General features: G+C 36.0%; 13 protein-coding genes. All 13 read left to right on the top strand.

Annotated features, from left to right (window positions below):
* Positions 1–27 precede the first annotated feature (27 nt).
* Entirely contained in the window at positions 28–879 is an 852-nt protein-coding gene (locus tag JOC76_RS24110) for a carbohydrate ABC transporter permease (RefSeq protein WP_205181357.1), read from the top strand.
* A gap of 269 nt (positions 880–1148) precedes the next feature.
* Positions 1149–2135, top strand: a complete 987-nt coding sequence (locus JOC76_RS24105) for an AraC family transcriptional regulator (protein ID WP_205181324.1) — start codon at positions 1149–1151, stop codon at positions 2133–2135.
* A gap of 158 nt (positions 2136–2293) precedes the next feature.
* Positions 2294–3652: a glycoside-pentoside-hexuronide (GPH):cation symporter gene (locus JOC76_RS24100; protein ID WP_205181323.1), complete on the top strand. Its 1359-nt coding sequence runs from the start codon at positions 2294–2296 to the stop codon at positions 3650–3652.
* Positions 3649–5217 (top strand): alpha-L-rhamnosidase-related protein, encoded by a 1569-nt coding sequence (locus tag JOC76_RS24095; RefSeq protein WP_205181322.1) that lies wholly within the window; start codon positions 3649–3651, stop codon positions 5215–5217. The genes JOC76_RS24100 and JOC76_RS24095 overlap by 4 nt, the downstream gene beginning before the upstream one ends.
* Positions 5218–5551: 334 nt before the next feature.
* Complete coding sequence (locus JOC76_RS24090) at positions 5552–6445, top strand: ROK family protein (protein ID WP_205181321.1); 894 nt, start codon at positions 5552–5554, stop codon at positions 6443–6445.
* Between the two features lie 924 nt (positions 6446–7369).
* Positions 7370–8197, top strand: coding sequence for a rhamnulose-1-phosphate aldolase (gene rhaD, locus JOC76_RS24085; protein ID WP_205181356.1), 828 nt, complete (start codon positions 7370–7372; stop codon positions 8195–8197).
* 92 nt (positions 8198–8289) lie between these two features.
* Positions 8290–9435, top strand: coding sequence for an iron-containing alcohol dehydrogenase (locus JOC76_RS24080; protein WP_239557940.1), 1146 nt, complete (start codon positions 8290–8292; stop codon positions 9433–9435).
* A 138-nt stretch (positions 9436–9573) separates the two neighbouring features.
* Entirely contained in the window at positions 9574–10584 is a 1011-nt protein-coding gene (locus JOC76_RS24075) for an autoinducer 2 ABC transporter substrate-binding protein (protein ID WP_239557939.1), read from the top strand.
* Complete coding sequence (locus JOC76_RS24070) at positions 10517–12415, top strand: cache domain-containing sensor histidine kinase (protein WP_205181320.1); 1899 nt, start codon at positions 10517–10519, stop codon at positions 12413–12415. Before JOC76_RS24075 ends, JOC76_RS24070 begins: the two co-directional genes overlap by 68 nt.
* Entirely contained in the window at positions 12412–14058 is a 1647-nt protein-coding gene (locus JOC76_RS24065; RefSeq protein ID WP_205181319.1) for a response regulator transcription factor, read from the top strand. The genes JOC76_RS24070 and JOC76_RS24065 overlap by 4 nt, the downstream gene beginning before the upstream one ends.
* A 172-nt stretch (positions 14059–14230) precedes the next feature.
* Positions 14231–14545 carry an L-rhamnose mutarotase gene (rhaM, locus tag JOC76_RS24060; RefSeq protein ID WP_205181318.1) on the top strand — a complete coding sequence of 105 codons (315 nt, stop codon included), beginning with the start codon at positions 14231–14233 and terminating at the stop codon, positions 14543–14545.
* Between the two features lie 73 nt (positions 14546–14618).
* Positions 14619–15926, top strand: coding sequence for an MFS transporter (locus JOC76_RS24055; RefSeq protein WP_205181317.1), 1308 nt, complete (start codon positions 14619–14621; stop codon positions 15924–15926).
* 138 nt (positions 15927–16064) lie between these two features.
* Entirely contained in the window at positions 16065–17036 is a 972-nt protein-coding gene (locus tag JOC76_RS24050; RefSeq protein ID WP_205181316.1) for an AraC family transcriptional regulator, read from the top strand.
* Positions 17037–17116: the final 80 nt, after the last annotated feature.

Raw genomic sequence — 17116 nt, 5'->3', positions numbered from 1 at the left:
TTGAGTGATATTGAAACAAAACCAATAATGGTAAAGAAAAGTAAGGTGAAGGCCCGTAAAAAGATTTGGAAGATTCTAGTCGAATGTTTTGCTGTTGTAGCTACATTGGGGATCTTTGGGATACCATTCTATTTTGTTATTATCAATGCCTTGAAAGATGTACAGGAATCTTCCTTATTGAATATGGATTGGCCAAGTTCCTTTCACATTGTGGAGAATTTCCAAGCGGTTATAAGTGCAAGAGATGGAATGATTCTTCGGGCATTTTATAACAGTGTGATGATAACGGGATTATCGATTCTTCTCCTTATCTTATTTGGTTCGGCTGCGGGCTATGTCTTACAACGTAAAATCACAAAAGTAACGCCATTTATTAATTTTTTAATTCTTGCGGGATTAATTATTCCTCCAGCAGTCGTTCCTACTATATGGGTACTCCAAGAAATGGGACTTTTTAAAACCATGCCAGGAATTGTCCTTCTTGAGGTGGCATTAAATCTGCCATTCACGATAATATTGTATCGAGGCTTTATGGTTACGATTCCTAAATCCCTTGATGAGGCTGCCTTAATGGATGGATGTGGCAGGTTCCGTTTATACTTTAATATCATTTTACCATTGCTAAAGCCAGTCTCCGCCACTGTAATAGTTTTAACAGCAGTAAGTGTCTATAATGATTTTGTTAATCCTTTATACTTTTTTCCGGGGGCAGAGAACGCTACCTTACAACTAACACTCTACAATTTTATGAGTATGTATATTACGCAGTGGAATTTACTTTTTACCAATATTCTAGTGATATCTATTCCACCGCTTATCTTATTTATTATCTTCAACAAGAAAATTGTTGCTGGAATGACTGCAGGATCGGTTAAATAAAATACTAGTAAAAAAGGTAGTTTTGAATGAGACCCGACCCATTCGTTCACTGAGTGATCGGGTTCTCCATCCGGATGCCTTTTGTCTACAACCTGAATAAAAGGATATGTTTGTCTTTTATTTATCTTTCGGGATAGGTATTTTAGAATGATATTTCCAATTGATATAGTTATTCGATTTCATATAGACAATTGTTCTAAACAAGGTATAATAGCTCTTATTCTTAAATTAAAAATATTAAATTTTTTTAATAATAAGGGGCCCTGGCGATGAATCACCAACAACTTGATGAATATTTAAGAAAACTTGATCAAATCGAGGAAATCCAAATAAAAACCCACCAGAATATTAATGAATTCGAAGAGAACGAACTGATTATTGAAAGCGTAAATAACATCATAAGAATGCCAGAAGAGTATTTTTTTGACAAAGGCCCAATTTTTATTAGTAAGCACCATAGATTTGCTGATATGTATGTTCATATGCATTCCTTTATCGAAATCAACTATGTCTATTCAGGTGTCTGCAAACAAAATATTAATGGTAAAGAAGTGATTTTGACACAGGGGCAAGTATGTATGCTAGATGTAGACGTACCACACAGTATACAGGCACTTGGGGTAAATGATATTTTGATAAATATTATTATCAAAAAAGAGATCTTTGCCGGATCCTTCATAGGTCAATTGGGAAATACAGGGATCGTGTCGAACTTTTTGGCTAATGCAATATCTGAAAATCAAAGGCATGATCATTACATTATGTTTCACTCAGAGAATAATGAAAACTTACAGTACATAATTAAAAACATGATTTGTGAGTTTTTAGATGAGCAAGACTACTCAATTGAAATGGTTCAGGCTTATTTACCTGTCATCTTAACGGAATTAATGCGTGTATACCAGCTTGACAAAAATTTTGAACTAAAACGTGTATCCGGAAAGGCTAATATTATCGATATTATACATTTTATTGAGCGGCATTATAAGGATTGCAGTCTCACGAGTCTTGCAGAAAAATTTAATTTTAACCCCAATTATCTTGGTAATATGCTCAAAGAACAAACGGGTAAAACATTCTTAGAACTTATTCAAATGCAAAGGATGATTCGAGCCTCCGTATTATTAAAGAATACGACAAAAGGCATAGATGACATTGCTTTTGAAATTGGTTATGAGAGTAGCAGTTTCTTCCATAGGAAATTTAAACAGTATTTTGGCTGCACCCCAAGCCAGTTTCGTAAAAAAGGAAAATAATGTTAGTCACATCTATAAATGTTTGTAAATTCCTACATTACACCTGTAAAAAGAGCAGTTTTAACTGTGATTTGTTTGTTGTATCCGAATTCAGAAAACGGTTTAATTAGATAGAACTAGTTCAACAAACAGTGATATGTAATACAGGAGGAATAGTTATGAACTCTACAGCAAGAGTATGGCGTCAGCGAATTGGTTACGGCGCGGCAGATCTTTCATGTAATTTAATTTGGCAAATGATAGGGCTTTATTTAATGTTTTATTACACAGATGTTGTTGGCTTAAAGGCAGTTCAGGTCAGTTTGTTATTCTTGTTAACTAGAATTGTTGATGGTGTCGCTGATGTGATGATGGGGATAATCATTGATAAAACAAATACAAAATGGGGTAAATCAAGACCATATTTTCTTTGGGGAGCTATTCCTTTCGCTCTTCTTGGTATTTTAGCATTTTATGTTCCTGATGTAGGCCCGGTAGAAAAACTTCTTTATGCATATATGACTTATATGGGACTTTCAATGGTTTATACAATGGTTAATATTCCACTAGCCTCTATCTTACCAAGTTTAACTAGTGAACCCCAGGAACGGACAATGCTATCAACAGTTCGGATTCTCTTTTCCGCTATTGGTGCAACCGCAGTCAGTGTCCTTACTATGCCAATGGTAAAAGCTCTTGGTGGCGGTTCACAAGCGAGTGGATTCTTTTGGACAATGATAATCTTTAGTATTATTGCATGTTTCTTCTTCTTCTTTACTTTTAAAAATGTTGAAGAAAAGGTAAAAGTTCAAGTTGAAAATGTAACTGTAAAACAAGCATTTTCTACCTTAAAAGGAAACAAGCCATATTATATTTTTGCTTTGAATATTTTGTTCATGTGGGGCTCGTATTTCTTTCAGCAAGGAGCACTTATCTACTACTTCACATACAATTTAGACCGTGCAGATCTTGTTGCCACCATTGCGGGAATCGGTTCTTTTGTACCGCTTGCAGGTACTATATTAACACCATTTTTAGCGAAAAAGATGTATAAACGCACTTTATTTATAGTTTCAAGCGTAGTAAACCTTGTTGGTATTTTAATCATGTTGCTAGCTGGCTCTTCAATTCCAGTAATTATTGTAGGAGCAGTAATAGCTGCCTTTGGTTCTGGAACTCGCTCAAGCATCTATTTCTCCATGCAGGCAGACCCTGTCGATTACGGTGAGTGGAAAACAGGAATTAATGCTTCAGGTTTGTTATCCGCATTAAACGGTTTTCTTGGGAAAGTAACAATGGCGGTTGCGGGAGCATTGTTTGGTCTTATGCTTAATTGGGGCAACTATGTACCAAATGCAACCCAGACAGATCATGCATTGTTTGCAATTAAATTAGGTTATTTAATAATACCGGCAGTTCTTGTTGTTATTTCGATGATTACAATGTGTTTCTATAATTTAGATAAAATATACCCAGAAATCCGTGCTGAAATGGATGCACGTAAGTGTCAAAGGGAGAATCAGGGGATAGCGGTATGAGCATTCAAACACTAGAAAATCAAGTGATAATCAGAAACGAAAAATTTATTGAAAAAGGTAAACAATTAAAACCACAACTTCATGAAACAATTGTAAAGCCTACATCAATTGTAGAAATTAAAGCGGATACAGAAGTTATTCATGGCTGGAGGTCGGAGGTGGCTGCTCCTGCTTCCACTTTAGCAAACTACAAATATGGAAAAAATGATTCATTTATTCTTGATTTTGGTGACCATCAGGTAGGTTACCTTACCATTAACCTTCGTCCAGCTGGCAGCCCGCCGGATGCTCCACTCAAACTAAAATTAACCATTGGAGAAATGCCAGTTGAGATGGCTGAACCATTTGAGAATTATAACGGATGGCTAAGCAGTTCATGGCTTCAAGAGGAAACAATCTTTGTAGATGTATTACCAGCTGTCATTTCATTGCCTCGTCGATATAGCTTTAGATATGTAAAGTTTGAAGTTATCGATACATCTCCAAAATACCAGGTAGTCTTTGAAAGTGTGGAATGCAAGGCCGTCACTTCAGCAAATTTAAATGCTGTCGAAAAAATTTCACACCAAGATGCCGAACTGCAAAGGATGGATGAAATCAGTATCAAGACACTTGCCGATTGTATGCAGGATGTTTTTGAAGACGGACCGAAACGAGATCGCAGGCTTTGGTTGGGAGATTTACGATTACAAGCACTAGCTAACTATGAAACATTTAGAGACAATGAACTGGTAAAACGTTGTCTATACCTGTTTGCGGGTGTCCCAGATGAAAAAGGGAATGTATCAGCAAATGTTTTTGTGGCTCCCAAACTTATCGCAGATGATACTTATTTTTTCGACTATTCATTATTCTTTGCTGCATCATTACATGATTACTATTTTGCAACAAGTGATTTAGAGACGTTAAAAGAACTCTGGCCAACTGCCTATCGTCAAGTTGAACTTGCACTTGAAAGACTTGGTGAAAACAATATTTTAAAAGACTCTGACAATTCGTGGTCTTTTATTGATTGGGTGGAGGGATTAAACAAACAAGCTCCATCTCAAGGAGTGTTAATCTATACGATGAAACAAGCGATCCGCCTTGCGGAAGAATTAAACATTCCAGAAAAGAATAACTTAGAAGAACGTTTAGAAGAAATTATCGAAGCAACGAAAACTCATTTATGGGATCAAGAACAGCAATTTTTTATTAGTGGTTCAGATCATCAAATTTCTTGGGCAAGTCAAATTTGGATGGTACTTGCAGGTGTATTAACTAAGGAAGAAAATAGTAAACTTATGAAGCGCCTTCTAAAAGAAAAACCAACTGTAGGTATTGCCACACCATACATGTATCATCATTTGATTGAGGCATTACTTGTTTCTGGAGAAAAAGAGCTAGCTATTGCCGAGATGAAAAGCTACTGGGGTGGTATGATCCAAGATGGAGCAGATACGTTCTGGGAATTATATGATCCTAAGAATAAAGATTTTTCCCCTTACGGCAGTCATCTTATCAACAGCTATTGCCATGCATGGAGCTGCACACCCACTTATTTAATAAGGAAATATAACTTATAGACCTATTAAATAAAAAAGTCTTGTGCATTAAATAATGCCAAGACTTTTTTATTTTAACAATAAATAAACGGCGAGGAGGAAAAAAGAGAATCAGATTGTCATGAGAGTTTGCTATATGATTCTGTTTATCATTCCACAAGGTAAAATTGTTATTTATTGTAAAGGTTTGGGGAAATATGTGAATCTGCAAATACGCTTCTAGATCAAGTGGAGAACATATCACAGCGTTGAAAAAACAAAAGTATATGTGAATGGTACACATTATACTTCTGATACAAATAAGTAGGTCATTTATATGGCTAATCAATTTTGAAAAACAAAGTGGAGGTTAATGATGAAAAAGTACATTGTTTTTGATGTTGGCGGTACAAAGGTAAAGCATGGAATCATGCAGGAGGATTATTCCATTCTTACAAAGGATGCGTATCCTACCCAATGCCATCATTTAGAATTATTTTTATCTGATATGCTGAAGGTTATTGAGATGTATACAAGTTTACATGAAATTAGTGGAGTAGCCATTAGTTTGCCAGGGTATATCAATCCACATACTGGATATTCTGAACGAGCCGGATCGATAACAAGCTTGGATAAGCAAAACCTTAAGAGTCTTTTAGAAGAAAAGGTTACGATTAATGTTGAAATTGAAAATGATGGGAATTGTGCTGCATTGGCAGAAAAGCTAAATGGGAATGCAGTTGATTGCACCGATTTTATTTGTATGACCATTGGGACAGGAATTGGTGGCGGAATTTTTATCAATAATCAAATTTTGCATGGGGGAACCTTTAGAGGTGGAGAATTTGGTTTTATGATTACACAAGGCGGACAAGAGATTATGCACTGGAATGCATCCACCTCAGCCTTAATTCATTCTTATAAAAAATTAAAAGGAATAAACAAAGAAGAAAATATTTCAGGTGAGAAAGTATTTCAAGAAGCAGAAAACAATCCAGAAGTACAAGTACTTATTGATTCATGGTTAAAGAGCCTTAGTTATGGAATTTTTAATTTAGCCGTTACATTAAATCCTCAGAAACTATTGATTGGTGGAGGAGTGAGCGCCCGGGAAGACTTGATAAGCCAACTCAATGATCATTTAGAGAAATTGGAATTCTGGAAACAATTTAAGATCCCTATTGAAATCTGTAAACATAAAAATGATGCCGGGATGGTTGGGGCTCTTTATAACTTTAGAAGAAAAGAAGCGCTTCTTTCTGTACGATAAAACAAAGTTTGGAGTAATCGCCAAAATCAATAATTAAATTTAGGAATCAAATAAAAACAAACCTAAAAGGTAACGGGTTCTGTTACCTGTCACAAAATCAAAAATGTATTAAAATGACCATCAATTTTTATGTTAATTTGATGGTCATTTTTTTATTGATATAACTCGAATAATTATAAAAATAGGCGTGAAACTGTAGTCCAATTTGTATATCAAAATGTAAGGTTACAGAGATTTCTGTTACCTCGTAAATTGGACTGCAAAATGCTGTGTTTTTTATTTACAAAACTACGTTTTTCTTTGGCCTTGGCTCTGTTATTTTTCATTGTTGATTTTCGTGTAGGTAAGAGAATTAATAAGCGGAAAATTTCCGGCTAATGGATAAAGAGTGGGAAAAAGGAGCTAATATAAACGGAGAAATTCCGGTTAATTGCTTTAAATAAGCCATAATTAAAAGATTTAGATCAAATAAGCGGAAAAACTCCGCCTATTTTTAAGGAAATATGGGTATTTCCCAATTTAAACGGAATTTTTCCGGTTATTTTTCAAAAACAGTGAATTCAACATTCAGTTTTATAAGAGCGCCTTGGCCATAAAATGCAGTATACATTAGGTGGCACTTTGGAAGCTCTGAATTTTGCAGGACAAAATTGATAACAAATATAAGGACATTTTTAAACGCACTTTTATAAAAAGTGACAGATATCGGAACCCGTTACCTAAAAGGTCTGTTTTTTTTATTTAATCAGAAGTAAACAAATGTTAATTGTGACAAATCTGTAAATTAAACAAAAATAAACAAAATTAATATCTTTGTTTATGTTGATTTATATTTGTTTTGGGTTTATTATAAACACATAAAGAAGATAACTAAAGAAATCAAACATAAATTCATTATTAAAAAGGGAGAGATTGAACATGAGTATGAATGTGAGAAATTTAATATATAGAGCACCCTTTATCCAAGAAATGATGGAAGCCACTTCTAACCTGTACCGATTAGGCTGGGATGAGCGTAATGGAGGAAATATCAGTTATTTACTAAATGAATACGAAGTTTTACCTTATCTTGATGTCGATAATGTAATAAGAAATGTACCAATGAATTTTGATGCATCAGGGCTTGCAGGAAGATATTTTGCCGTAACTGGTTCTGGGAAGTACTTTAAAAATGTAAAAGAGGATCCCGCTTCTAATCTGGGAGTGATCCGAATTGCAGCGGATGGAAAAAGTTACGAAATTCTTTGGGGTCTCGAAGATGGAGGAGTAGCAACAAGTGAACTTCCAACCCACCTTATGAATCATATGAAACGATTAGCAGCAGATAAAAACCACCGTGTCATCATGCACTGCCACGCAACCAATTTGATTGCGATGACATTTACACATAGTTTGAAAGAAGAAGACTTTACCAAAACACTTTGGGAGATGTGTACTGAATGCATTGTTGTTTTCCCTGATGGTGTGGGCGTTATCCCTTGGATCATTCCAGGAACAAATGAAATTGGCGAAGCCACAGCAGAAAGAATGGAACATGTACGCCTTGTGGTTTGGCCGCATCATGGAATATTCGGAGCTGGTGCGACTATGGACGAAACATTTGGTTTAATTGAAACGGCTGAAAAAGCAGCACAGGTTTATACTATTGTTTGTACTCAAGGCGGCAAAAAACAAACCATTACTGATCAGCAGCTTCAAGACTTGGCAGATGCTTTCAATGTAGTTCCAAGACCTGGCATCTTAAATTTATAAGAACATGAACTTGATATAAAATGAAGGGGCGTCATGGTCCCTTCATTTTAAAAATAAATTTGTGAAAAAGTGAGCATAAAGGAGAGATAAAAATGAGTGTTTATTATGTGCCAAGTACAAATTTAATGGGAAGAGGCTGTTTGAAGGAGTTAGCACCGCTAGTAAAAGATCTTGGATTTAAAAAGGCCATGGTCGTTACGGATAAATTTTTACATCAAAGCGGGGTTGCAGGTAAAGTCCTAGCTGAATTAGATTCTATTAATCTTGAATATATTGTTTATGATGAAGTAAAACCAAATCCAACGATTGAAAATGTCTATACGGGTGTAGATGTATTTAAAACAAATGAATGTGATTGTCTTGTATCAGTTGGTGGAGGCTCCCCACAAGACACGGCAAAAGCAGTAGGCTTATACGTAACAAACGGTGGAGACATCCGTGATTATGAAGGAGTAAATAAAACCAAATATAAATCAATGCCAATTATTGCCGTCAATACTACTGCAGGTACTTCAAGTGAATTTACCATCAACTATGTGATCACTGATAAAGAACGTGAAGTGAAAATGGTAATGGTGGATAAAAATAGTTTAGTTACGATTTCTGTTAACGACCCTGAATTAATGCTTGATAAGCCAGCAGCGCTAACAGCAGCGACAGGTATGGATGCTCTCACACATGCAATTGAAGCGATCGTTACGCCAGGTGCTTATGCTGTAACCGACGCGACTGCACTTGCAGCGGTTGAAATTATCTTTAATTATCTCCCTCGTGCCGTTAAGAATGGTCACGATATTGAAGCTCGTGAACAAATGACCTATGTCATGTTCTTGGGCGGAATTGCTTTTAATAATGCAGGTCTAGGTTTTGTGCATGCGATGGCACACCAGCTCGGCGGTGTTTATGATCTGCCACATGGTGTTTGTAATGCCATGCTTCTTCCAATTGTGGAAAGAGAAAATGCGAAACGTGACCCTAGAAAATTCCGTGCGATTGCAAAAGCTGCTGGTATTGAAGTCGCTGGAAAAACAGATGAGCAATGTGCGCAAGAAGTAATTGAAGCCATTAAGAGCCTTTCAAAAGAAGTGGGTATTCCGAGTAAGCTTGCAGAACTAGGTGTAGGAGAAGTAGATTTAGAAAAACTTGCTGTAAACTCTTTAAAAGATGCTTGTGCGCCAGGTAATCCCTTCCAGCCTACAAAAGAAGAAGTTATCAAAATGTTTCAAGAAGTTTTATAAATTATTAAAATAATAAAAACGATTTCAATATATGTTATAATAGTTAAGAGGTCAAGTTAATAGCTGGCCTCTTCTTATATTTAAGTGGCTTATTGTGAGGTGTTGAACATAAAACATTCCATAAAGATTTTTGTTTGCTTGTTAATTGCAATATTTGTAAGCGGTTGCGGTGCAAATGACGGAAAATATCAAATAATATATAATGGTGAACAAAAGAAGGAGCAGAAAAACCAAAATAAAAGCAAGGAAGATTTTACGATTGCTATTGTTCCAAAGGTAAGCGGAATTCCATATTTTAACGCGGTGGAAGAAGGAGCACTTGAAGCTGGGAAGGACCTCAATGTAAATGTGCTTTTTGAAGGTCCACCGATAGCCGATTGGCAGCAGCAGCGGAATATAATTGAGGATTTTATTCAGCGAGATGTCGATCTCATCGCCGTTTCGGCCAATGATCCAAAGAAATTAGGTCCTGTGTTACAAAAAGCGAGAGAAAAAGGTATAAGAGTAATCACCTGGGATTCAGATACAGACGCCAATTATAGAGAATTATTTATTAATATGGTTGACCCAGAGAATCTTGGGCGTCATCTAATGGATAACTTAGCCTCCAAGATGGGTGAAAAAGGCGAGTATGCGATCATGACAGGTTCTCATGCTGCGGCCACTTCATCTGCATGGATGAGTTATATTATCAAGCAGCAAGAAGAAGTTTATCCAGAAATGAAATTAGTCAAAGTAGTCGAAACGGATGATAATCCCCAAAAATCGTATATGGGGGCTCAAAAACTATTAAAAGACTATCCTAACTTGCAAGGGATTTTAGGAAGTTCATCAGTTGGACCACCCGCAGCAGCTCAAGCCGTGTTAGATGCGGGAAAGACTGGGAAGGTAACGGTTACTGGGCTTTCGACTCCTAATTTAATGCGGACGCATTTGGAAGATGGTTCGTCGCAAATCATTACCTTATGGAGCCCTAAAAAGCTTGGCTATTTAACTGTTAGTCTAGCTAACGATTTATTGAAGGGTGATAAGATTAAGGATGGAAAGCATATCGGAAAGGTTGGCAATATCAAAATAAAAGGTGACACCGTTATTATGGGACTGCCAATTGATTTTACAAGGGAGAATATTGATCAATATGATTTCTAAGCTTCTTGAGAATATAAAATTAAAAAACTCCCGGCTATCAACGAAACTAATTATTACGTATATCTTATTAACGGTTATTCCCATGGGTCTATTAGGCGTTTTAGCCTATTATGAATATACAAAATCAATTGAAGAAAAAGTGGGAGAATATATTCCAAAACTACTAAAACAAGCAAATAATAATATAGAAAATAGTCTAAGTGAATTAGAACGTCTGCCAGAATTAATTTACAGCTCAAGTGATGTTATGTCTGTATTAAGAGATAGCAATTATAAAAATCAATCAAAATTACATCAAGACCAATTTGTCGTGGAAAGTTTCTTAACGAACACTTATCTTGATAATAGCTCAGAAATATTAGGAGCGTTTCTGCTCTCCAAAAATCGATCCTTTGTCAGCACTCGTATTCCCTATGAGGGATTCAATCTTGAAAATCTATCCCTTCCATATGGTGAAGAACATGATTTAGGAGAAAAAGTGACACTTATCTTGCCTAAACAAGCAAGTGTGAAGTTTGATGGGGATCCTCCGTATATATTACTAATGAAACAAGTTACCGATTTCGATAATCGAAAATCACTTGGTACACTTTTTTTAGCTGTTAAATTATCTTTTATTAAAGATGTTTTAGCAGATTTAGAAGAGGAAAAAAATGCGACCATGTGGGTGATGAACGAAGATGGTCAGGTGATTTACCATACGAATGCTTCAAAAATTGGTTCTGTTTTCAGTGAAATAAAAAGCTATCCGCTTCTTAATGGAAGCTTTCAGACGGGGTCTGGTAAAGAAAAAACACTTATTAGTGTGAATAAATCCACCCGTCATAAATGGATTATCGTTCATAGTATCCCATTAAGATACCTAACGATGGGGACAGATATGGTTCGGAATGTAACCGTTTTAGCCTTTTTTATCCTTGTTATCATTTCCAGTTTAATATCGGTTTTTCTGGCATGGACTGTAACCAAGCCCATTAAAAAGCTGGGGAATTTAATGCAGGATGTGAAAGAGGGCAACTTGAGTGTTTCGATTCCCATTGATTCAAAAGATGAGGTGGGTGTTCTTGCTCAAAGCTTTGACTCTATGCTTACTGAGATTAGGGATTTAATTCGAAAAAATTATTCGATTGAAATAAGACAAAAGAATGCTGAATTATATGCGCTGCAATCCCAAATTAATCCGCACTTTATGTACAATACACTTCAAACGATCAATATGGCGGTTGAAGATGGTGAATCTGAAACGGTCATCGAAATGGTCACACTTCTTGGGAGAATGCTTCGTTACTCACTGAGTAACAAGGAGCGCCTAGTCCCCATTTCTCAAGAAGTGGACCACATACAGGACTATTTAAAAATCCAAAAATTCCGATTTGAAGAAAGACTTACTTACAAGGTCCAAACTGAGTTAGATTCAGGCTCCTACTATACTCCTAAATTTATCTTACAGCCGCTAGTAGAGAATTCGATAAAATATGGATTGGAGAAAAGAAAGGGATTAACAATTAACATTGATGTTAAGGAAATTCTCAATACCTCAGGGAAAAAGGATATTTTATTTACAGTTAGTGATAATGGTCCAGGGATCAATCAAGAGAAACTTGAAGAACTAAATTGTAAGTTAAAATCAGATCCAATGGGAAAAAGGGATTCTGGTTTTGGAATATTAAATGTTCATGCACGAGTCATGATGATGTTTGGAAATCAATATGAACTAAAAGTATCTAGTTCCATTGAAAATGGGACAGGGATTACGATACAAATTCCAGCAATCTCAAAAAATGATGTATCAAGCTATTTTACGATACAAGGCGATGGTGATGGGAAATGACCCAAATAAGAACAATAATTGTTGATGATGAAGGAAGAATCCGCAGAGGGATCGAACGGATGGTTCGTTCCCTTGGTGAAGAATGGGAAATAGCCGGTACATTTTCTGATGGATTGGAAGTATATGAAGCCGTTGTAAATGAATCCATTTCTTTTGATCTGCTTATTTCTGATATTAAGATGCCTGAAATGGATGGGTTGACGTTAAATAAAAAACTTAAAGAACATCTCTCCTTCCTAACCATTTTTATAAGCGGATATGATGATTTTGAGTATTTGCAAACAGCCATGCGAGATGGAGCTGTAAATTATATTTTAAAACCAATTGACAAGGAACAATTTCACGTTCAAATGGATGAAGTGAAACAAAAGATTCAGACGGTACAAGAGGAAAAACAGGAATGGATTACAATGCAAGAAAAGGCATCTCAACTAGAGTATACAAAACAGCTTCAACGATTAAGTGAAATGACATGGAATGAAGAAAAGGATATTTTGTATCTCGACTGGACCCGGGAGTTCCCAAACGGATGTTATCAATTAATACACATGAGTGTTGATCAAATTTATTCAAAAACAAAAGAATACTTGCCAGAAGACTGGAATAACTGGTCGCAAAAAATTGAACATTTATTAGAAGAATTAGTGGAAGCTGACATCCGAGATCAACAGATCGATTGCTGGTGGTGGCGGGGCAGTAAGTTCAGTTATTGGTTATTATTGCACTTTGAAGATAAATATGATAAGGATGAAATCTCATTGAAAACAGGGCAGTTTGCCCAACATATAGGAGTATCTATTCAGAAATTAACACCATTTACAGCTTCTGTTGCGTTAGGGCATAAATTTAATGATCTGGCTTTATTTAGTAATATGAAAAATGAATTGCTCACCCTTCTTCAGTTTCGAATGATACAGGGAGGAAATCGAGTATTTCAGGCTGAGTCATTTCATGACATTAAAATTCAAAAATCAAAGGGAATTTCGTCATCCATCCTGAAGTACACAGAACAAGTCATTACCTCTTTTGCACAAGGAAAAAAGGCTGAACTGCTTCAGGCATTACAAGGATTTTTTCGAGAAGTAGAAACCCTATCATCACCGATCATGATTAATGAAGCTGTTCATTATTTATTAATTGGAATTGCAAATTATTGGATTGAAAATGATGGTTATAGTGAAGACCCGGAGTTGCTTACTAATGCGTTAAGTTTTACAAAACATGCAGCAAACTTCATCCAGTTGAAGGATCAGGTGAAGATATGGATATTACATGTAATGGAGAAAATGACGAGATTGAAAAAGGAGCAACAAAATCCTATTCAGGTTGCGAAAGAGTGGATAAAAGATAATTTGGGAGACAATATTTCAATCAAGAAAATTGCACAGCAGGTTTATATGAACCCCAATTACTTTTGTGACTACTTTAAAAATCAAACTGGGGAAACGATTTTAGATTATGTAACAAGTGCTAGACTTGAAAAAGCAAAGGAATTATTAGAGAATACAGATTTGAAAATCTATGATATATCCCTTTCGGTTGGATATCAAGATACAAAGTATTTCAGCCGCTTATTTAAACAATGGATCGGACAAACGCCTTCTCAATTCAGGGACCATTTTGCTAAAACATTAACTAAATAGATGATAGTTTGTAAGAGACAGGAACCCTTTCCTAGTCTCTTTTTTTTTGTAATCCCTTTCAACATTCTGAATAATTTCACCCCTAACTGAATTTTGTCTCCTACTAGTAAGCGTTTTATCACGGTATAGTTTAAATATAAAGAGAAAATAAATTCAAGAAAGGAAAAGCAATATGATCAGAAAAGCGAGTATCATGTTTGTCAACCGTGATAGTTATGATGGATATAAGCGCCGCCACGATGAATTATGGCCAGAAATGGCGGCAGAATTAAAGGCACATGGTGCACACAATTATTCTATTTTTCTAGATAAAGAGACTGGCAGACTGTTTGCTTATTTAGAAATTGAGAATGAAGAGAAATGGGAACAGATGTCACAAACTGACATCTGTAAAAAATGGTGGGCATATATGGAGCCATTAATGGATACGAATGCTGATAATAGTCCGGTTTCGATAAACTTAGAGGAAGTCTTTTATTTAGCATAATCGTTGAACATTCGATTTAAAAATGAAAACGTTTGCCCTTAATGGGTGTAATAAATTATTAGGAGGTATTACAATGGCAAAGATTGGTGCTAAAAAAACGACCGGTTGGAAAGCGACCATCTCTGTTGCAATGGCAAACTATATTGAAGCTGGTTCGATTATCGCGGCAGCAAGTAGTTTAACGATGTGGCAGGCATATCTGCATTTAGATAATATGGCGGTAGGACTTTTAAGTGCATTGAGTGCGAATGCATTTGGTGCAGCGGTGGGAGCATTGTTTGGCGGTTACTTATGTGACAAATATGGTCGGAAATTTATTTACACATATGACTTGTTGGCTTATATGCTGGGTGTCTTATTAATTGCTGTTTCTGTTAACTTCCCTATGTTATTAGTTGGAACCATTATTACAGGGATTGCTGTAGGTGCTGGTGTGCCTGCATCTTGGACATATATCGCAGAAGAAGCGCCAGCCGACAAGAGGGCTGCGCATGTTGGAACAGCCCAGTTAGCATGGTCCACTGGTCCTGCGATTACCTTTTTACTCGCTGTTCTCCTAGCACCGCTTGGTTTATTAGGAAGCCGAATTATCTTCATTCACTTATTGATTATTGCTTTTATTACATGGTACATCCGCCAGGGATTATCGGAATCAGCTATCTGGAAAGAAGGAAAGGCACGAGAAGCGAAAGAAGGCAATAAAAATAAAAATAATAAAGGTGTATTAAAAGAATTACTTCGTCTTAAACCAAATCGTGAAGCCTTATTTCTTTTAATTGGTATTTACTTGTTCTGGAATTTAACTGCAGGGGCTATGGGTTATTTCATGCCATATATCTATCAAAATGTTGGCGGTTTAACTGGAACACAAGCAAACTTACTTCAAGTTCTTCTTTGGAGTTTAACGGTTGCAACCACTTATTTTGTATTCATGAAATTTGGAGATAAATATAGTAGACGTACCTTGTTTGGCATAGGAGCAGTAATGGGAATCGCGGCATGGTTAATTCTAACCTTTACCGGCATGAACTGGTTCTCACTCTTTGCTTTCGTACTCCTTTGGGGAAGCGCTGCCGGTTTCGGTGCCCAAGCATTCTACGGTTTGTGGGCAAGCGAATTGTTCCCGACAAAATATCGTGCAGGTGCACAAGGAATTATGTACTTCCTGGTACGACTTGGGATTGCAATCTGGTCCTTTATCCTACCAACTGTAATGGATAAATTAGGATTTAAAACCGCTGGAATTGTTATGCTTGTATTCTTGGCGATTCATTGTGTAATCGGTATTCTTCTTGCTCCAAATACAAATGGAAAAACATTGAAACAAATTGAAGAAGAACGCTTTGGCACAACAAAAGCCATTAAAGGGAAAGCTGTCTAAAATATCACCTGGATTCTTTATTGAGTCCAGGTTTTTTGTACCCTCCTGGATATAAAGTTGGAATGCCTATTTTTTAACGAGAATATGATATGATTTGACTAAACAATGTGTAAAATACTCCAAGAAATAGGTGAGTATATGAACCAAGATCTTCTTAGTGAACTCCTTCAAGTAACAGAAGAAGAAAAAAACATACTCGATCAGCGGAAGAATGTCAGCAAAGAACTCTACACAAGTAAGACAAATTTCATCATTGAAAGTGAAAAATTTCTTAGTAAAGATAAAATGATTATGGTCAGAAAGCATACACGCTTTGTGGATTTTCCTTTACATAAACATGACTACATCGAAATTAATTATGTATATAATGGGGAATTAAAGCAAACGGCAGGCGGCAGGCCGATAACCCTAAAAAAAGGTGAACTGTTATTACTAAATCAACATATAGAACATGAAATTAAAGCCTGTGCCAAAGAAGATATTGTTATCAATTTTATCATACGGCCTGCTTTTTTTGATTTTATTTTTTCGTTCTTAAATTCGGGCAATATTGTTAGTGATTTTTTAATTAGCGGCTTATATAACAATACGCAAAATGGACAATTTCTTTATTTTAAAGTAGCTGAAGTGGAGCCTATTCAAGATATGATTGGAAAAATCATCTATGAGATCATGCATCCTTCAACTTTTTCAGAATCGACGATCAAGTTATATATGGGTCTCTTGATGATTGAGTTAATTAAGAGTACGGATTTAGTGGAGCGGAAGGAGGAAGCTTCTATCAACCACTATCTAGTAGTTGAATCCCTACAATACATTGAAGAAAATTACAAACATGCATCATTATATGAATTAGCCGAAAAATTGAAGCAATCACATTATGGATTAAGTAAAACAATCAAAAAAGCTACGTCGCATACGTTCAAGGAACTTCTTCAGGAAAGAAGGCTTGTCAAAGCAAAGGAATTATTAGAGAGTACGGAAATGCCGATTTCCTCTATTGTTGAGGAGGTAGGCTATGATAATATCAGCTATTTCTATCGAATTTTTAAAGGGAAGTATGAGCTAACACCGAAGGAGTTTAGAGAACAGGCAGTCAAAGAGAAATGATATATTATATGAAGATAGAATCATGGTATCCGCTTTCAATGTGAGGTATAATAGAAACGAATTAGAAGGGAGGATTATTA

This window comes from Neobacillus cucumis (assembly GCF_016908975.1).
GTDB lineage: Bacteria > Bacillota > Bacilli > Bacillales > Cytobacillaceae > Neobacillus > Neobacillus cucumis.
The sequence above is the reverse complement of the archived record's forward strand: the minus strand, read 5'-3'. Positions and strand labels throughout refer to the sequence as shown.